Annotated in this window: 13 protein-coding genes and 2 pseudogenes; 4 read left to right on the forward strand and 11 right to left on the reverse strand. The window is 73.0% G+C overall.

All coding sequences use genetic code 11. The annotated features are described in order from the left end of the window. Positions 1 to 178: 178 nt before the first annotated feature. Positions 179 to 483 (forward strand): annotated as a pseudogene (locus ACWD5Q_RS31585) (hypothetical protein); the annotation flags it as partial. 124 nt (positions 484 to 607) lie between these two features. Here ACWD5Q_RS31585 and ACWD5Q_RS31590 read toward each other — a convergent pair. From ACWD5Q_RS31590 to ACWD5Q_RS31600, 3 genes are read right to left on the reverse strand one after another with little or no spacing between them, the layout of a single operon-like run. After that, entirely contained in the window at positions 608 to 916 is a 309-nt protein-coding gene (locus ACWD5Q_RS31590) for an AzlD domain-containing protein (protein ID WP_451430500.1), read from the reverse strand. Further along, the gene (locus ACWD5Q_RS31595; RefSeq protein WP_451430501.1) at positions 913 to 1,692 is read right to left on the reverse strand and encodes an AzlC family ABC transporter permease; all 780 of its coding nucleotides are present in this window, start codon (positions 1,690 to 1,692) and stop codon (positions 913 to 915) included. The genes ACWD5Q_RS31590 and ACWD5Q_RS31595 overlap by 4 nt, the downstream gene beginning before the upstream one ends. A gap of 20 nt (positions 1,693 to 1,712) precedes the next feature. After that, positions 1,713 to 2,585, reverse strand: coding sequence for an AraC family transcriptional regulator (locus tag ACWD5Q_RS31600; RefSeq protein WP_451430502.1), 873 nt, complete (start codon positions 2,583 to 2,585; stop codon positions 1,713 to 1,715). A gap of 101 nt (positions 2,586 to 2,686) precedes the next feature. On the opposite strand from ACWD5Q_RS31600, the gene ACWD5Q_RS31605 reads away from it, so the two are divergent. The 3 genes and pseudogenes from ACWD5Q_RS31605 to ACWD5Q_RS31615 form a co-directional block, all read left to right on the forward strand. Continuing rightward, positions 2,687 to 7,696, forward strand: a complete 5,010-nt coding sequence (locus tag ACWD5Q_RS31605; RefSeq protein WP_451430503.1) for an ATP-dependent helicase — start codon at positions 2,687 to 2,689, stop codon at positions 7,694 to 7,696. Between the two features lie 165 nt (positions 7,697 to 7,861). After that, complete coding sequence (locus ACWD5Q_RS31610; protein WP_451430504.1) at positions 7,862 to 8,704, forward strand: Fpg/Nei family DNA glycosylase; 843 nt, start codon at positions 7,862 to 7,864, stop codon at positions 8,702 to 8,704. Between the two features lie 11 nt (positions 8,705 to 8,715). After that, positions 8,716 to 9,053: pseudogene (locus tag ACWD5Q_RS31615) on the forward strand (SDR family NAD(P)-dependent oxidoreductase); the annotation flags it as partial. Positions 9,054 to 9,725: 672 nt separating this feature from the next. Here the strand turns inward: ACWD5Q_RS31615 and ACWD5Q_RS31620 are convergent. From ACWD5Q_RS31620 to ACWD5Q_RS31655, 8 genes are all read right to left on the reverse strand, one after another. Further along, on the reverse strand, positions 9,726 to 10,196 hold the full coding sequence (locus tag ACWD5Q_RS31620; protein ID WP_451430514.1) for a Dps family protein: 471 nt from the start codon (positions 10,194 to 10,196) through the stop codon (positions 9,726 to 9,728). Positions 10,197 to 10,430: 234 nt separating this feature from the next. Further along, complete coding sequence (locus tag ACWD5Q_RS31625; RefSeq protein WP_451430505.1) at positions 10,431 to 10,808, reverse strand: helix-turn-helix domain-containing protein; 378 nt, start codon at positions 10,806 to 10,808, stop codon at positions 10,431 to 10,433. A 109-nt stretch (positions 10,809 to 10,917) separates the two neighbouring features. After that, on the reverse strand, positions 10,918 to 11,463 hold the full coding sequence (locus tag ACWD5Q_RS31630) for a CinA family protein (protein WP_451430506.1): 546 nt from the start codon (positions 11,461 to 11,463) through the stop codon (positions 10,918 to 10,920). Then, entirely contained in the window at positions 11,460 to 12,278 is an 819-nt protein-coding gene (gene pgsA / locus ACWD5Q_RS31635) for a CDP-diacylglycerol--glycerol-3-phosphate 3-phosphatidyltransferase (protein WP_451430507.1), read from the reverse strand. Before pgsA ends, ACWD5Q_RS31630 begins: the two co-directional genes overlap by 4 nt. Continuing rightward, entirely contained in the window at positions 12,275 to 13,750 is a 1,476-nt protein-coding gene (rimO, locus tag ACWD5Q_RS31640) for a 30S ribosomal protein S12 methylthiotransferase RimO (RefSeq protein ID WP_451430508.1), read from the reverse strand. The genes pgsA and rimO overlap by 4 nt, the downstream gene beginning before the upstream one ends. 124 nt (positions 13,751 to 13,874) lie before the next feature. After that, positions 13,875 to 14,753, reverse strand: coding sequence for a helix-turn-helix domain-containing protein (locus ACWD5Q_RS31645; protein ID WP_451430509.1), 879 nt, complete (start codon positions 14,751 to 14,753; stop codon positions 13,875 to 13,877). A 292-nt stretch (positions 14,754 to 15,045) separates the two neighbouring features. Further along, positions 15,046 to 17,796, reverse strand: a complete 2,751-nt coding sequence (locus tag ACWD5Q_RS31650; protein ID WP_451430510.1) for a DNA translocase FtsK — start codon at positions 17,794 to 17,796, stop codon at positions 15,046 to 15,048. A gap of 196 nt (positions 17,797 to 17,992) precedes the next feature. Next, positions 17,993 to 18,676: a response regulator gene (locus ACWD5Q_RS31655; protein WP_451430511.1), complete on the reverse strand. Its 684-nt coding sequence runs from the start codon at positions 18,674 to 18,676 to the stop codon at positions 17,993 to 17,995. Positions 18,677 to 18,876: the final 200 nt, after the last annotated feature.

The following is an 18,876-nucleotide window of genomic DNA, read 5'->3' on the forward strand; positions in this document are numbered from 1 at the left end:
GCACTGCGCCACGCAACCGGCGACCGGATCCGGCCGGCGGCCTGACCGCCCGCCTCACCGCAGAGGTTCGAAAGAGCCGGTCCCCATTCGCTCCGATGGACACACACAGTGACTAAAGACCCTCACTGATTAAGGAATACGCGACAGCCGAATACGCGAGGTCGCCAGTTTCACACCCCAGGAACGGCTCGCGTGCCTGGACCCCGGCCGTCCCGAGGCGTACCGGCTCGCCCCGGGGTACGCACCGGGCGAGTACCACTTCCCGTACGACTTCGCGCGTACAGCGGACTCCCTCGCGCGCGCATGGTTCACCGACGAGGAGATGGCCCGCGCCCTGGACCACCTCGCGGGCGAGCAGCAAGAGGACGGCGGCTGGCCCGTCCGGTGGCGCCAGTGGGCTCCGGGCACGGCCCTGGAGTGCGCCCCATGGTGACCATCGAGGCGCTGCGCACGCTCCGGGCGTACGGGAGGGCCGTCGGCTGACACCGCCCCTGGAACGGCCGGCCCCGCCCGTCGGTCACGCGCCGGGAGGCGGACCGCTCATTGCTCACGCGCCGATGGGCAGGCCGCTCGTTGCTCGCCCCCTGGGTGCGCGCGGGCCGGTCGTTCAGCCCGTCAGTGCGCGCAGCCCCGCCGTCACCACGACCGCGGCGGCGACCACGACCAGGAAGGGAGCACGCAGGAGCAGGGCTACGGCGGCCGCGGCGAGCCCCGCCGCCCTGGCGTCCAGCACCAGGGTGCGGCCGTCGGCGAAGGTCTGCTGGGCCGTGAGGGCGGCCAGCAGGGCGACGGGCAGCAGAGCCGCGAGCCGCTGGACGAGCGGCCTCTCCAGGACCCCGGCCGGAACGAGCAGACCGAGGAGCTTGACGGCGTAGCAGCCGACGGCGGTGACGCCGATCGCGATCCAGACGTTCACCGGTCTCCCCCTTGCGCCTCGTCGGCCCTCCGCACGGCATCTGCCCGTGCGCCCTGCGCATGCCCCGCCGCCCGTCGGCCCTCCAGAAAGAGGACGACCGGAGCCGCCAGCGCCGCCGCCAGCACCGGCACGCCGGCGGGCAGCACCGGCAGCAGCCCGAGTCCCAGCACGACGGCCGCGCCCGCCACGGCCCGATCCGCGGCGGTCCTCAGCATCGGCGCGAGCAGCGCCAGGAAGACCGCGGGCCCGGCGGCGTCCAGCCCCCACGCCCTGGTGTCCCCGATGGCCTGCGCGCCGAGGGCCCCCAGCAACGTGGTCAGGTTCCACAGCACGTACAGGGTGAGCCCGGTCACGGTGAAGCCGATGCGGACGCTCCGCCGGGTGGGCTGGGCGAGCGCCACGGCGGTGGTCTCGTCGATGACCCACTGGGCGGCGAACGGCCGCACCGCGCGCGGGAGGGCCAGCAGCTGCGACAGCCGCAGCCCGTAGAACGCGTTCCGCACGCCCAGGAAGAAGGCGCCCGCGGCCGCCGTGAACGGGTTGCCCCCCGCCGCGAGCGCGCCCACGAGCGCGAACTGCGAGGCGCCGGTGAACACCAGGAGGCTGAGCGCACAGGTCTGCAGCAGGGTGAGTCCGCTGCCGGCCGAGGTCACCCCGAAGGCGAAGCCGGACAGCCCGACGGCGACCCCGACCCCGAGGGCGTCCCGGACGACGGCGGCGTCCGGCTTTCCGCCGTCTTTCCTGTGAAGCTCTGCGAGAGCGCTCTGTTCTGCCACGCCCCGGAGGGTAGGGGCGGTCACGTTCTCGGGTCTTGTACGTTCTTGCGCCCCGCGGCGCGGGAACCGCTCCCGCCGCGCTCGCGCTGGTACGCCCCCGGAGGGACGCCCACGATCCGTGCGAAGTGACGGTTGAGGTGGGGCTGGTCGGTGAAACCGACCGCGACGGCCGCCTGGGCGGGCGTGGTCCCGGCGTCCAGCAGACGCCGGGCCCGGCGGACGCGGGCGTCGGTCAGCCAGGTGTGCGGCGGCATCCCGTAGGCGGTGCGGAAGGCGCGCAGCAGCGCGAAGGGACTGATGCCGAGGTCGGCCGCGAGCCGTTCCAGGCTCGGAGGCTCCGCCATCCGCTCCTCGAGCACGGCACGCGCGCGTGCGGCGGCCCGGGCTCCCGCGGTGCGCACGGCCCGTTGCGGCAGCGGCCCGCCGTTGAGCCGCAGCAGCCGGGTCACGGCGACCCGCAGCAGGGTGTCGGCGGCGAGCGCGTTGCCCTCGTCCGCGGCCCGGAGCACCTCGTGGACCAGGCCGACCGTGTACGGATCCTCGAGGACCGGACTGGCGAAGCCGGGGGTGCCGCGGATGACCGTGGTCTCCGCGGCGATCTCGGCCACCAGCCGCGGCGAGGGATAGACGGCCCCGTACCGCCAGCCCTCCGGCACGCCGGCCCGGCCGGTGTGCGGGGTGTCCGGGTTGACCAGGGCCAGGGCTCCCGGGCCGGCGTACTGGTCCGAACCGCCGTGGTGGAAGATCTCGACGCCGTCGGCGATGGCCGCGATCACGAAGTCCTCGTGGGTGTGCCGCACGAACGTCTTGTGGATGTAGCGGGCCCGCAGCAGATCGACACCCGGCAGTTCCTCGTACCGCCAGTGCCGTGCCCGCTCCCCGGAACCTGCCATGACCCCATTCTGCGGCATGGCCCCCACCGCTCCCGACCCCCCTCCTCCGATGTTTACGCAGGTCAGACGGGTTTGTCAGTGGCCGGGTGCAGGATGGACGCATGCCCAGTTCCGCACACCGAGCCCTCGACGGCTTCTCCCCCGCGACCCGCGGCTGGTTCACGGGGGCGTTCTCCGCGCCCACCGCGGCCCAGGCCGGGGCGTGGCGCGCCATCGCCGAGGGCTCGGACGTGCTCGTGGTCGCCCCGACCGGCTCCGGCAAGACGCTGGCCGCGTTCCTCGCCGCGCTCGACCAACTGGCGTCCGCCCCGCCGCCCGCCGATCCCAAGAAGCGCTGCCGGGTGCTGTACGTGTCCCCGCTGAAGGCCCTCGCGGTCGACGTCGAGCGGAATCTGCGCAGTCCGCTGACGGGCATCCGCCAGGAGTCGGTCCGGCTCGGCCTGCCCGAGCCGGAGGTCAGGGTCGGCATCCGCTCCGGCGACACCCCGGCCGCGGAGCGCCGCGCCCTTGCCACACGCCCGCCGGACATCCTGATCACCACACCGGAGTCGCTGTTCCTGATGCTGACGTCCGCCACGCGCGATGCGCTGACGGGCGTGGAGACGGTGATCCTGGACGAGGTGCACGCGGTGGCGGGCACCAAGCGGGGCGCGCATCTCGCACTGTCCCTGGAGCGCCTCGACGAGCTGCTGCCGAGGCCCGCACGCCGCATCGGCCTGTCGGCCACCGTCCGCCCGGTGGACGAGGTCGCGCGCTTCCTCTCCCCGCGCCGCAAGGCGGAGATCGTCCAGCCGGAGTCCGGCAAGGAGTTCGACCTGTCCGTCGTGGTCCCCGTCGAGGATCTCGGCGAGCTGGGCGGCTCCCCGGTCAGCGACGGGTCCGAGGCTGCGGAACGCCCGTCCATCTGGCCGCATGTCGAGGAGCGGATCGCCGATCTGGTCCAGGCCCACCGCTCCACGATCGTGTTCGCCAACTCGCGCCGCCTCGCGGAGCGGCTGTGCAACCGGCTGAATGAGATCGCCTACGAGCGGGCCACCGGCGAGACTCCGGGGGAGCACCACTCCCCCGCCGAGCTGATGGGCGGCTCGGGTGCGGCGCAGGGGGCGCCGCCGGTGCTCGCGCGCGCCCACCACGGCTCGGTCTCCAAGGAGCAGCGTGCCCTTGTCGAGGAGGACCTGAAGGCGGGCCGGCTGCCCGCCGTGGTCGCCACCTCCAGCCTCGAGCTGGGCATCGACATGGGCGCGGTGGACCTCGTCGTCCAGGTGGAGTCACCGCCGTCCGTGGCCTCCGGGCTCCAGCGCGTGGGCCGTGCGGGGCACCAGGTCGGCGCGGTCTCCACGGGCGTGGTCTTCCCCAAGTACCGGGGCGACCTGGTCCAGGCGGCCGTGGTCACCGAGCGGATGCGTTCCGGCTCCATCGAGTCGCTGCGGGTTCCGGCGAACCCGCTGGATGTGCTCGCCCAGCAGCTCGTCGCGATGACGGCGCTCGACACCTGGCAGTTCGACGATCTCCTCGCCACGGTCCGCCGGGCGGCCCCCTTCGCCTCGCTCCCCGAGTCGGCGTTCACCGCGGTGCTGGACATGCTGGCGGGCCGCTATCCCTCCGACGCCTTCGCGGAGCTGCGCCCGCGCGTGGTGTGGGACCGGGTGGCGGGCACGATCACCGGCCGCCCGGGTGCCCAGCGGCTCGCCGTCACCTCCGGGGGCACGATCCCGGACCGCGGGCTCTTCGGGGTCTTCCTCGCCGGGGCCGACCCGAAGAAGGGCGGCGGCCGGGTCGGCGAGCTGGACGAGGAGATGGTGTACGAGTCCCGGGTCGGGGACGTGTTCACCCTGGGGACCAGCTCCTGGCGGATCGAGGACATCACGCGCGACCGCGTGCTGGTCTCCCCCGCACCCGGCGTCCCCGGCCGGCTGCCCTTCTGGAAGGGCGACCAACTGGGCCGTCCGCTCGAACTGGGCCGCGCGGTGGGCGCGTTCCTGCGCGAGGTGGGCTCGCTGTCCCGAAAGGACGCGCGGCTGAGGCTGCTGGCGGCGGGCCTCGACGCCTGGGCCGCGGACAATGTGCTGTCGTACCTGGCCGAGCAGCGCGAGGCCTGCGGCCATGTCCCGGACGACCGCACGATCGTCGTGGAGCGCTTCCGTGACGAGCTGGGCGACTGGCGGGTCGTGGTGCACTCCCCGTTCGGTGCCCAGGTCCACGCCCCGTGGGCGCTCGCGCTGGGCGCCCGGCTGGCCGAGCGGTACGGCATGGACGCCCAGGTGATGCACGCCGACGACGGCATCGTGCTGCGCCTGCCGGACGCCGATCTGATGGGGTTGGACCTGCTCGACCAGGAGCCGGTGAAGGCGGGCGCGGAATACGACGCGGAGCAGGCGCCGGTCGGCGCGGCGGACGTCGCCTTCGACAAGGGCGAGGTCGACCAGATCGTCACCGACCAGGTCGGCGGGTCGGCGCTGTTCGCGTCCCGGTTCCGCGAGTGCGCGGCCCGTGCGCTGCTGCTGCCGCGCCGCAACCCCGGCCGCCGCACCCCGCTGTGGCAGCAGCGCCAGCGGGCGGCCCAACTGCTCCAGGTGGCCAGTGAGTTCGGTTCGTTCCCGATCGTCCTCGAAGCGGTCCGCGAGTGCCTGCAGGACGTCTTCGACGTTCCGGGTCTCGCCGAGCTGATGGGCGACATCGAGTCACGCAGGGTGCGGCTCGTCGAGGTCACCACCCCGGAGCCGTCCCCGTTCGCCCGCTCGCTGCTGTTCGGGTACGTCGCCCAGTTCCTCTACGAGGGCGACTCCCCGCTCGCCGAGCGGCGCGCCGCCGCGCTGTCGCTGGACTCCCGGCTGCTGGCGGAGCTGCTGGGCCAGGCGGAGCTGCGGGAGCTGCTCGACGCCGAGGTGCTGGCCGAGCTGGAGCGGCAGCTGCAGTGGCGCACGGAGGACCGGCGGGTCAAGGACGTCGAGGGGGTCGCGGACGTACTGCGGCTGCTCGGCCCGCTCACCGGGGCCGAACTGGTGGAGCGGGGGGCCGAGCCGCACTGGGCCGCGGAGCTGACCGCCGCCCGCCGTGCGATCAAGGTCCGTATCGCGGGCACCGACCACTGGGCGGCGATCGAGGACGCCGGCCGGTTGCGGGACGCGCTGGGCACGGCGCTGCCGGTGGGCGTCCCGGAGGCCTTCACCGAGCCGGTCAAGGACCCGCTCGGCGACCTTCTCGCGCGGTACGCGCGCACGCACGGCCCCTTCACGTCGGCCACCGCGGCGGCACGGTTCGGTCTCGGGGTGGCCGTCACCGAGGGCGCTCTGCAGCGGCTCGCCGCGTCCGGCCGGATCGTCCAGGGCGAGTTCCATCCGGCGGGGATCGGCCAGGAGTGGTGCGACGCGGCCGTGCTGCGCAGGCTGCGGCGGCGTTCGCTGGCTGCGCTGCGGCACGAGCTGGAGCCGGTGCCCCCGGCCGCGCTGGCACAGTTCCTGCCGCAGTGGCAGCACGTCGGCAGCGGGTACGGTCTGCGGGGCGTGGACGGTCTGGTGCGCGCGATCGAGCAGTTGCAGGGCGCGTCCGTGCCCGCGTCGGCCCTGGAGAAGCTCGTTCTGCCGTCCCGCGTCGCCACCTACACGCCCGCGATGCTGGACGAGCTCACGGCCGCCGGCGAGGTGGTGTGGGCGGGCGCGGGTGCGCTGCCCGGCAAGGACGGCTGGATCTCCCTCTACCTCGCCGACGCGGCCCCCTTGCTGCTGCCCGACCCGCACCCCCTGGAGCTGACCGCGCTCCACCAGTCGGTCCTGGCCGCCCTCTCGGGGGGCTACGGCCTGTTCTTCCGGCAGATCGGCGACCAGGTCCGGGCCACGACGCACCCGGATGTCACGGACCCCCAACTGGCCGACGCGATCTGGGACCTGGCCTGGTCGGGCCGGCTGACGAACGACACGCTGGCGCCGATGCGGTCGCTCCTCGGCTCGGGCCGCACCGCGGGTTCCACCGCCCACCGCGCCAAGCGCGCGGTCCCGCGCGGGCGGTACGGCTCGCTCACCGCCGCCGCCCGGCCCCCGTCCCGTACGGGGCCGCCGACTGTCGCGGGGCGCTGGTCGCTGCTCCCCTCCCGCGAGGCGGACCCCACCGTCCGCGCCCATGCCCTGGCCCGCACGCTGCTGGACCGGCACGGCGTCGTGACCCGGGGCGCGGTGGCGGCGGAGGGCGTGGAGGGCGGCTTCTCGGCCGTCTACCGCGTCCTGTCCGCCTTCGAGGAAAGCGGACAGGCCCGGCGCGGCTATGTGGTCGAAGGACTGGGTGCGGCACAGTTCGCGATGGACGGCGCGGTGGACCGACTGCGTGCGGCGGCCACCGCACGCGAGCGGGGCGAACCCCTGCCCGACGCGGCATCCGGCACGGGGGACGGCTTCACCGACGGCTACCCGAACGGCTTCCCCGGAGGCCACGCACAGTCGCCGGAGAGCCCCTTCGGCACCGGCTACGACGACCATCCGGACGGCCCCTTCGGCACCGGAGGCCACGGTGGCCACGACGGCCCGCCGGCCGCCGGTTCCGGCGATCCGGCGGCTGCGGGCTTCGACGACCCCTTCGAGGCGGGCCCGGCGCTCCCCGACCCGTTGTCCGCGCCGGGTTTCGGCGGCCCACGCTCTGGTTCCGGGTCCGGTGCGCAGTCCGGCCCCCGTTCGCCGTACGGGCGGCGCGGGCCGGGGCCTTGGCCGAACCGGACCCGTTCCACCGGATCGGCCCGCACGGCTGTCCTCGCGGCCGCCGACCCGGCCAACGCGTACGGCGCCGCGCTCGCCTGGCCCGAGCCGCCCACGGGCGCGGGGCACAAGCCGGGGCGCAAGGCGGGTTCGCTGGTGGTCCTGGTCGACGGCGAGCTGGCGCTCTACATGGAGCGCGGCGGCAAGACCCTGCTGGCCTGGCCCTCCGACCCGGAGCCCGGGCCGGCGGAGGACACGCGGCTGCGCACGGCCGCCGAGGCCCTCGGGGCGGCCGCGCGGGCGGGTTCCCTGGGCACGGTCACGGTGGAGCGCGTCAACGGCGCATCCGCCCTGTCGTCCCCCTTCGGCATCCTCCTGGAAGGAGCGGGTTTCATCGCGACCCCGCGGGGACTGCGCATCCGCGCGTGAGCCTCCGGCCGCACCCCGGCAACGGCACGGCCCGACAGAGCCGCCACCCGCACCGCGCCCGGCCCGCACCGCACCCGCCCTCCCGAAGCGGAAGCACGCCCCGCCGCCCCGCTCCTACGGGCGCCGGCCCGCCCCCGCCCCGTCCCGGCGTGTCACCCTTGACCCATGCCCGAAGGCGACACCGTGTACCAGGCCGCGAAGCGTCTGCACGGGGCACTCGCGGGGAAGGTGCTGACCCGCTCCGACCTCCGGGTGCCCCAGTACGCCACGGCCGACCTCACCGGCCGTACGGTCCTGGACGTCACCCCGCGCGGCAAACACCTGCTGACCCGGATCGAGGGCGGACTCACCCTGCACTCCCACCTGATGATGGACGGCGCCTGGAAGATATTCGCGGCGGGACAGCGCTGGAGCGGCGGCCCCGCCCACCAGATCCGGGCGATCCTCGGCACCGCCGACCGCACGGCCGTGGGCTACCGCCTGCCGGTTCTGGAGCTGCTGCGCACCGCCGACGAGCACCGCGCCGTGGGCCACCTCGGCCCCGACCTCCTCGGTCCGGACTGGGAACCCGCCCTGGCACGGGAGAATCTGCTGCGCGACCCCGCCCGCCCCCTCGGCGAGGCCCTCCTGGACCAGCGCAATCTGGCCGGCATCGGCAATGTCTACAAGAGCGAGCTGTGCTTCCTGCTCCGGGTGACCCCGTGGCTGCCCGTCGGCGACCTCCCGGCCGAGCACGCCGCACAGCTCCCCGCCCTCGCCCGACGGCTTCTGGAGGCGAACCGCGACCGCCCGGCCCGCAACACCACGGGACGGCGCGAGCAGAACCTCTTCGTGTACGGCCGTGCGCCCCGTCCCTGCCTGCGCTGCGGCACCCCGATCCGGGCGGCCGACCAGGGGGACGGCTCCCGCGAGCGCCCCACCTACTGGTGCCCGGCCTGCCAATGGGGACCGGCACCACTGCCGCGTCCGGCGGACCAGCGCGGCGGCCGTCCCCGTACCACTCATTGACGACCCGTCCGATGGCGTCCGGCGCCGTCGACACCGGTGGCCCGGGGCTGTTGTGCCACGGCGTGGCGAAGGCGGCCGCGGTGCAGCGCCGAAGACCCTGGCGACCGAGATCGGGCGGCACGGGATCCGGGTCGACGCGGTGGCGCCGGGATGGACCCGTACGCCGATGACCGACCGGCACGGGGAGACCCCGGCACGAACGGAGGCGTCCATGGCACGGCTGTCACCGCTCGGCCGGGTCGGTGAACCGGAGGACATCGCCCACGCGGTGCCGCACCGCGCCTCCGACGCCGCGTCGTTCACCACGGGACAGATCCTCCGCCCGAACCGCGGTGTCGCGATGCCCTGGCGAAGGCCCTCGCGGGGCGGCCTCACGGCCCCTCCACCGGCCCTTTTGGGCCTCGGCGGCGGGCCGACCAGGCCCTCTCGGACCTCGGCGGCCGGGCCGACCGCAAACCGCACCCAGGAGCCCCCTGAACACCCCCGGACACCGTCTCCAGCCGACCCCGCTCGCCCCCCTGCGGCCCACCCTCACCCCGGTTGCGCGCCCCTCCCGCGCCCCCTCGCGGTCCGCCACCGGCGCCGGGACCCGGCCCGCTGGTCCGACCCGGCCGCCCCCACGGCACGGGTCTTCGGCACACAGTGCACCGGCAGCAGGCTCAGCCCCCATCCCCCGGTCGCGACCGCCCCCTCCAGCACCCCCGCATCGGGTGCCAGCACGAGTCGGAGTACCCCCCACCACCACAGCGCACCCAGCGCCAGCGTCGCCCCCCAGCGCGCCGTGCGCCCCGCCATGGCCGTCACCTCCAACCCGAGGAACCAGACCCTAGACCGCCCTGTCACCACCAGGGAGGGCGCACCAGCGGCACACGGGCGCACCGGACGCAGCGCGTGCCCCGGGCACCTGTCGCACACGGCGCACCCCGCGCACGCCCTCCCCCGCACCCGGCCGCGGCACCCGGTCCGAGACCCCGCTCGCGATCCCGGACGCCTTGTGGCCCGCCCCGCGCACCCGTAGGCCTCACCCGTTCTCCGCCTGGAACATCCAGTGGTGCTTCTCCAGATCCGCGGTGATCCCGATGAGGATGTCCTGGCTCACCGGGTCCGGCTCGGCGGTCGTCTGCACCCGCTCCCGCATGCGCGCGATCACCGCGCCCAGCGCGGAGACGAGCGTGCCCACCGCGTCCGTGTCCTTGACCCAGCCCTGCGGCACCGCCCCGATGCCGCTGCTCTGGGCGATGGTCACGGCGCGCCCGTCCGGCGGGACGCCGAGTGCCGAGGCCCGTTCCGCCACGGTGTCGGAGTGGAGGCGCGCACTGGCGACCACTTCGTCGAGCTGGAAGTGGATGGAGCGAAAGCGCGGCCCGATCACGTTCCAGTGGACCTGCTTGGCCATGAGGGAGAGGTCCACGAGGTCGACCAGGGCTCCCTGCAGGGCCTCGGAGACGGTCTTGAGGTCTGTGTCGGTCAGCGGGCTCTTCACGACGTACATCGGCATCCTCCGCGAGCGTGTATACAGCCCCGAGCCCCCGCCCCTCCACGATGACCGCACCCCACGGGCCCGGCAAACGGGACCGCGCGCCGACCGGACCGGCATCCGGCGGTCGCGAGGATCACGTCCCCGGACGCACGAGAGCCCCGGCCGCACCCTCCGGGTCTTCCCGGAGAGGGCCCCGGCCGGGGCTCTCGTACACATCGGCGCCGTGCGCGTCCCTCGCGTGGGGCGTCAGGCGGCGACCACGTCCACAGCCTCGGCGGGCGCCTTGATCGTGACCCGTTCCGGTGGGACACCGGTGACGGACACCGAATTGAGCATCGGGCGACGCACCGGTGCGGGCACCCGCTCGGTGGCCGCTGCCGACTGTGCCAGCTCGGCGAGCGCGAGCTCGTCGCTCACTTCCCGCATGAGCTCGGACATCCGTACGTCCAGCGCGTCGCAGATCGCGGAGAGCAGTTCGGAGGACGCCTCCTTCTGCCCCCGCTCCACCTCGGAGAGATAGCCGAGCGAAACTCGGGCGGACGAGGAGACTTCGCGCAGAGTACGGCCCTGACGCTGGCGCTGCCGACGCAGCACGTCACCCAGCAGGCGACGGAGCAGAATCATCGGTGGCTCCCTCCTCGGACCGCGTAACCGCATCCTTCACGCCCCACCGTACCGCCTTGCGCCGCGGCCGTGCGGGGAGCGCTGTTGTGTTCACTCAGGGCTGTAAACATCAAGTCCCCCCGTTCTGTTCCGTATCCTGTACCCGCTCATTCCCGGTCTGTTCGCCCACAAGCGCCCCGAGAAGCAGGGCGAGTACGCTCCGTACACTCTCCCTACGGATGTCCGCACGGTCGCCGTTCAACCGCAGCGCGGCCACTTTCCCGCCACCAAGTTCGTCGGAAACGTCTTCGAACGGCCCGTCCACGGCCACGAACACGGTGCCGACCGGCCGGCCGTCCTGCGGATCGGGCCCGGCCACGCCGGTCGTGGCGATCCCCCAGTCCGCGCCGAGCGCCTTGCGGACGCCGGCCGCCATCTGGACCGCGACCTGGGGATCCACCGCTCCCCGCTCGGCCAGCAGGGTGCCGTCCACGCCCAGGACGTCCCGCTTCAGATCGGTGGCGTAGGCGGTCACCGAGCCGCGGAAGGCCCGGGAGGCGCCGGCCACCGCCGTGATCTCCGCGGCCACCAGGCCACCGGTCAGCGACTCGGCGACGGCGAGCGTCTCGCCTCGCACGGTCAGCAGTCGCAGCACTTCGGTGGCCAGGGAATTCAACGGTCCGCCTCCTCGGCCGCGGCGCGGCGCTCGGCGATGCCCTGCCTGCGCAGCACTATGGCCTGTCGTACATAGTCGAGCCCGGTGACGACGGTCAGCACGACCGCCGCGGCCATCACCCAGAACCTCACGGTCGCCAGCCACCCCGTGAGCGCCAGGACATACATCCCGACGGCGACGCCCTGGGTCAGCGTCTTCAGCTTGCCGCCCCGGCTGGCCGGTATCACGCCGTAGCGGATGACCAGGAAGCGCAGCAGGGTGATGCCCACCTCGCGGCCGAGGATCACACCCGTCACCCACCACGGCAGGTCACCGAGCCAGGACAGACAGATGAGGGCCGCTCCCATGATCGCCTTGTCGGCGATGGGGTCGGCGATCTTCCCGAAGTCGGTGACGAGGTTGTACGTGCGCGCCAGATGACCGTCGAACAGATCGGTGATCATGGCGATGGCGAAGGCCGCCCAGGCGAGCGAGCGCCATGCCGGGTCGTATCCGCCGCCCGCCAGCATCAGCGCGACGAAGCCCGGTACCAGGACCAGGCGGAGCATCGTCAGCAGGTTGGCGACGTTCCAGACGCTGGCCTGGTTGACCGCGGCGGCCGTCAGCTTGCCGCCCCGCGGTGGCCGCACCCCGTCCGGAGTGCCGGAGGAGCCGGGTGCGCCCTGGTTCTGGGCCGGCCGGGCGGCCGGAGTGCCGGAAGGTCCCTTGCCCGCCTTGGGGCCGGACATGGCCGCGGCGCCGGGGGCGCCCGACGCCGGCGCCGCACCCCGCGGGCGGGGGGAGCCGCCCGCCGCGGATGCCGGGATTCCGGTCATCTGCCCGCCTCCTCAGGACACCCGAGCGAGCCCGCGAGGGGCTCGGCCACCAGGTCGACACCTTCCGTACCGACCACCTTCGCCTCGACCATACGGCCCACGCTCAGGCCTTCGCTCCCCGTGAACAGCACCTGCCCGTCCGTCTCGGGCGCCTGGTGCGCGGCGCGGCCGTAGGCGCCCTCCTCCTCGGCGTCCACCGACTCCACGAGCACCTGGACGGTCTCGCCGACGCGCTCCTCGGCGCGCTGCGACACCAGCTCCTCGGCGAGCCGGGAGATATGGGCCAGCCGCTCGGCGACGACGTCCTCGTCGAGCTTGTTGTCGTACGTCGCGGCCTCCGTGCCCTCCTCGTCGGAGTAGCCGAAGACACCGATCGCGTCCAGTCTGGCGCCGTTCAGGAAGCGCTCCAGTTCGGCCAGGTCGGACTCTGTCTCGCCGGGGAAGCCCACGATGAAGTTGGACCGCGCACCGGCCTGGGGCGCCTTGCTTCTGATGGTGTCCAGCAGCTCCAGGAAGCGGTCGGTGTCACCGAAGCGCCGCATCGCGCGCAGCACGCCAGGCGCGGAGTGCTGGAAGGACAGGTCGAAGTAGGGCACGACCTTGGGGGTCGAGGTGAGCACGTCGATCAGGCCGGGCCGCATCTCGGCCGGCTGGAGGTAGCTGACACGGACCCGCTCGATCCCGTCCACCTCGGCGAGCTCCGGCAGCAGGGACTCCAGGAGACGGATGTCACCGAGGTCCTTGCCGTACGAGGTGTTGTTCTCGGAGACCAGCATGACCTCCTTGACGCCCTGCTCGGCCAGCCAGCGCGTCTCGTTCAGCACGTCGCTCGGGCGGCGGGAGATGAACGAGCCGCGGAAGGAGGGGATGGCGCAGAAGGAGCAGCGCCGGTCGCAGCCGGAGGCGAGCTTGACCGAGGCGACCGGGGAGCCGTCCAGCCGGCGGCGCAGCGGCGCACGGGGGCCCGAGGCCGGGGCGACGCCCTCCGGCAGGTCGACCGGGCCGTGGCCCGGCAGCGCGACGCCCGCGGCGGACTCCTGCCGCTCCGCCGGAGTGATCGGCAGCAGCTTGCGCCGGTCGCGCGGGGTGTGGGAGGCGTGGATGCCGCCGTTCAGGATGGTCTGGAGGCGGTCCGAGATGTTCGCGTAGTCGTCGAAACCGAGCACGCCGTCGGCCTCGGGGAGGGCCTCGGCCAGCTCCTTGCCGTACCGCTCGGCCATGCAGCCCACCGCCACGACGGCCTGCGTTCTGCCGTGTCCCTTGAGGTCGTTGGCCTCCAGGAGGGCGTCCACGGAGTCCTTCTTCGCGGCCTCGACGAAGCCGCACGTGTTCACGACCGCGACATCCGCGTTCTCGGCGTCCTCCACGAGCTGCCAGCCGTCCGCCTCCAAACGGCCTGCGAGCTCCTCCGAGTCCACCTCGTTACGGGCGCAGCCAAGAGTGACGAGTGCGACGGTACGGCGTTCAGACATGGGCTCAAGACTACTTCGTCCCGCTGACAGCCCACGTCGACGGGGTTGGCCGATCTTGGCCAACCCCGTGTGTCCGTGTCCCTTGCGTACCGCTCGGTCACCGCTCGGGCGCCGCGGCCGTCCGTCATCCGGTGACGGGGTCGCCCTTGGTGTAGGTCAGGCGCTCGACCTGGCCGGGCTGGAAGTCGTCCTGGATCTTCTTGCCGTTGACGTAGAGCTGGATGGCGCCCGCGTCGCCGAGGACCAGGTCGATCTTGTCCTTGTCCTGGAAGGTCTGTGAGTCGCCCTTCTTGAGCAGTCCGTCGAAGAGGGTGCGGCCGTTGTGATCCTTGGCGGAGATCCAGCTACGGCCGTCGGCGGCGCTGACCTGGACGGTCACCTTGTCGTGGGGCGCGGCCGCGATGGCGCTGTCGGACGGTTCGGGCTTCGGCGCGGCGGGCTTGCTGCTCTTGGGCGTGGCCGAGGCGTGCTTGCCGGTGCCGGCCTGGGGACCCTTGGCGACCGGTGTCTTGGCGCTGTCCCCGCCGCCGCCCTTGACCAGGGTGAAGCCGACGAAGCCGATCACCGCGACGATCGCCGCGACCATGGCCGCGGTCCAGTTGGGCCCGCGGCGCTCGGGGCGGATACGTTCCGCCTCGAAGAGCGGGGCCGCTGGGGTGGGGGCAGGCCGTCCGCCGTGCTCGGCCGCGTACTGCTCGAGCAGGGGGGCGGGGTCGAGATGCACGGCTCGCGCGAGCGTGCGAATGTGGCCGCGGGCGTAGACGTCGCCGCCGCACGGCGCGAAGTCGTCCTGTTCGATCGCACGCACGATCGAGATGCGGACCCGGGTGGCATTGCTGACGTCGTCGACGGTCAGCCCGGCCGCGACGCGTGCCTGCTGCAGGGCTCGGCCGATCGAGGGCCGCTCCGACGCGGGAGCGTCGTCACGGGCGTCTGCGCGATCGTCGTCGAAGGGACGTGCGTCCTCAGGGGAGTTGCCGTCTGGGGAGTTGCCGATGGACACGGGGGCGCCTTTCGAGCGAGTAGCCACCTGTGCTGGAAGTTCAGTCTAGGGGGGGTACGAAAGGGTGGGGCAACCGGGCGGTAGGACTTTGTACGCCATCTGAAGGGCCGGTCATCCTGATGGCGGGACATATTCCTGTCGTCTTGCTCAGCTTGACGTATGTGGCGCGGGAACGGTTGCTCACGGATCACTTACGAGTGGGTCACGGTCGGATGCCGGGCGCGTCGCCGTGGGTGCCGGTGACGCGGTCGGGCGGGCCCGCTCGTCCGGCGCACCGGGAACGCCCGCATCCCTACGGTTGAGACTCCCCGCGAATGAGGGCGAGCACTCCGTCCAGTTCGTCGGGTTTCACCAGGACGTCACGGGCCTTGGATCCCTCGCTGGGGCCGACGATGTGCCGCGACTCCATGAGGTCCATCAGACGGCCGGCCTTGGCGAAGCCGACGCGCAGCTTGCGCTGGAGCATCGAGGTGGATCCGAACTGCGTGGAGACGACCAGCTCGGCCGCCTGGCACAGCAGGTCGAGATCGTCACCGATGTCCTCGTCGATCTCCTTCTTCTGCTTGCCGCCGACCGTGACGTCCTCCCGGAAGACGGGCGCCATCTGGTCCTTGCAGTGCCGGACGACCGCCGCGACCTCTTCCTCGGTCACGAACGCGCCCTGCAGACGGGTCGGCTTGTTCGCGCCCATCGGCAGGAAGAGCCCGTCGCCCTTGCCGATCAGCTTCTCGGCGCCGGGCTGGTCGAGGATGACGCGCGAGTCGGCCAGCGAGGAGGTGGCGAAGGCCAGCCGGGAGGGCACGTTCGCCTTGATCAGTCCGGTGACGACGTCCACGGACGGCCGCTGGGTGGCGAGCACCAGATGGATGCCCGCCGCGCGCGCGAGCTGCGTGATGCGCACGATCGCGTCCTCGACGTCGCGCGGCGCGACCATCATCAGGTCGGCCAGCTCGTCGACGATCACCAGCAGATACGGGTACGGCTGCAGTTCACGCTCGCTGCCCTCGGGCGGCTTGACCTTGCCGTTGCGGATCGCCTCGTTGAAGTCGTCGATGTGCCGGAAGCCGTACGCCGCGAGGTCGTCGTAGCGCAGGTCCATCTCCCGTACGACCCACTGGAGCGCCTCGGCGGCCCGCTTCGGGTTGGTGATGATCGGCGTGATCAGGTGCGGGATGCCCTCGTACGCGGTCAGCTCGACGCGCTTGGGGTCCACGAGGACCATACGCACGTCCTCCGGGGTCGCCCGCATCATGATCGAGGTGATCAGGCAGTTGATGCAGGACGACTTGCCGGATCCGGTGGCACCGGCGACGAGGACGTGCGGCATCTTCGCGATGTTCGCCATCACATAGCCGCCCTCGACGTCCTTGCCGAGCGCGACCAGCATCGGGTGGTCGTCCTCCGCGGCCGCCGCGAGGCGGAGCACGTCACCGAGGTTGACCATCTCCCGGTCGGTGTTGGGGATCTCGATGCCGACCGCGGACTTGCCGGGGATCGGGCTGATGATCCGGACGTCGGGGCTGGCGACGGCGTAGGCGATGTTCTTGGTGAGCGCGGTGATCCGCTCGACCTTCACGGCGGGGCCCAGCTCCACCTCGTAGCGGGTGACCGTCGGACCGCGGGTGAAGCCGGTGACCGCCGCGTCGACCTTGAACTCGGTGAAGACGTTCGTGAGGGAGGCGACGACCGCGTCGTTGGCGGCGCTGCGCGCCTTGCCCGGGCCGCCGCGCTCCAGGAGGTCCAGGGACGGCAGGGAGTAGGTGATGTCGCCGGAGAGCTGGAGCTGCTCGGCGCGCGGCGGCAGGTCGCGGGGTTCCTGCGGGGCCGCCTTGGTGAGGTCGGGCACCGCCGCCGTGCCCGGGAGCCGTTCCTGCCGGGGCCGTGCGGCCGGCACGGGTGTCGGCGTCGTCGGCTCGCGGTCCCCGGTACCGACCCCCTGGGTGAGGTCGGCGACGAGCGGGGACGGCGGCATACCGTGCAGAACGGCGCCGTCCAGGGCGGCGGCCGCGGCCGCCGCGACGTCCACGGCGTCCATCTGCCGACCCATGGCCGGCTGTTGCACGGCGGGGCGCCGGGAGCGGCCGCGCCGCTGGGCGATCGCCTCCTGCTCGGCCGCGTCCGGGTCGTAGGGCCCCTCGGCGGTTCCTCGCCGGCGGGAGCGGGGCAGTGCCTCGCGCCACTGGTCGTCGTACCGCTCGTCGTCCTCACCGCGGAAGCCGCCGCGGACGTCGTCGTCCCGGGCGTGCAGGAGGCCCAGCTTCACCCCCACCAGCCGCAGTCGCTGCGGAATGGCGGTGACGGGCGTGGCGGTGACGACGAGCAGCCCGAAGAAGGTGAGCAGGACGAGCAGCGCCACCGCGAGGGCGTCGCCCATGGTGGACGTGAGCGGCGTGGCCGCGCCCCAGCCGATGAGTCCCCCGGCGTCCCTTATCGCCTGCATGCCGTCGCTGCGCGCGGGGCCGCCGCAGGCGATGTGCACCTGGCCGAGCACCCCGATGACGAGCGCGGACAGGCCGATGACGATACGGCCGTTGGCCTCCGGCCGCTCCGGGTGCAGGATCAGGCGCACGGCGATCGCCCCGAGCAGTAGCGGAACGAGCAGGTCCAGCCGGCCGAAGGCGCTGGTGACCAGCATCTCGACGAGGTCGCCCACGGGGCCGCGCAGACTGGCCCAGGTGCCCGCGGCGACGATCAGCGACAGACCAAGCAGCAGGAGCGCGAGGCCGTCCTTGCGGTGCGCCGGGTCGAGCCCCTTCGCGCCCCGCCCCAGCCCGCGGAGCATCGCTCCGACGGCGTGCGCGAGGCCGAGCCAGAGGGCGCGTACGAGTCTGTACACGCCCGCGGTCGGGTTGGGCGCCGGCGCGGGAGCGGGCTTCTTCGCCGCGGCCTTCCTGGCGGGTGCCTTCTTGGCGACGGCTTTCTTCGCGGGGACCTTCTTCGCCGAAGCCTGCCTCGGAGTGGCCGCCTTCTTCGCGGGCGACTTCTTGGCTGCGGGACGTGAGGCCATGAGTGTGAGATTACCGGTGGAGACGACAGGGGACACGTGTGGCCACAGCTTCACCCTTTCGTGTCGCTCCGGGAGAGACACGAAACTGACGCGGGCTCAAGCGGGCTGCACCGGTTGGCCAAGAAGCGTGGCACACCGGGGGCACACGGCACGGCCCGGACCGGCATCGCGTGTCACGCGGTGCGGTCACCGGGCCGTACGACGGGCGCGCCACCGTCTCCGGGGCGAAGCGTCAACTCTGGGACGGTACCGCCGGGGTACCGCTGCCCGTGCCCGGTTCCAGGGCGTCCAGGGCGCGGCGCAGTCCGGTGAGCTTGCGCTCGAGATGAGCCGCGGTCGCGACCGCCGCCGCGTCCGCGGACTCGTCGTCGAGCTGCTTGGACAGCGCCTCGGCCTGCTCCTCCACCGCCGCGAGCCGTGCGGACAGTTCGGCGAGCAGCCCCGCCGGCTCCTTGCTCTCGCCGGCCGCGGACTTGCCGCCGCCCTCCAGTTGCAGCCGCAGGAGGGCCGCCTGCTCGCGCAGCTGACAGTTCTTCATGTACAGCTCGACGAAGACGGAGACCTTCGCGCGGAGCACCCACGGGTCGAACGGCTTGGAGATGTAGTCCACCGCGCCCGCCGCGTATCCCCGGAAGGTGTGGTGCGGGCCGTGGTTGATGGCGGTCAGGAAGATGATCGGGATGTCACGCGTCCGCTCCCGCCGCTTGATGTGCGCCGCGGTCTCGAATCCGTCCATGCCCGGCATCTGGACGTCCAGCAGAATGACCGCGAAGTCGTCCGTCAGCAGTGCCTTGAGCGCTTCCTCCCCGGACGATGCCCTGACCAGCGTCTGATCGAGCGCGGAGAGGATGGCCTCCAGCGCCAGCAGATTCTCCGGCCGGTCATCGACCAGGAGGATCTTGGCCTTCTGCACCATGGCCCGCCCTCCTCGCCCCGGCGTGGGGCCTCCCCTGTCCTCAGGACTCGGGGTGACGCCGCCCGACGTCACCCCAGGGGACGGCTCCCTTGCGCCGCCCGTCCTTGTGCCGGTCATCGTAGCCGCACCCCGCCTGTCGCCACACCCTGTCACCGCGATGTCACTGTGCACGTAGCAGAAACGCGGCAGGAGACCAGAAG

The sequence above is a fragment of the Streptomyces sp. NPDC002513 genome (genome assembly GCF_053595355.1).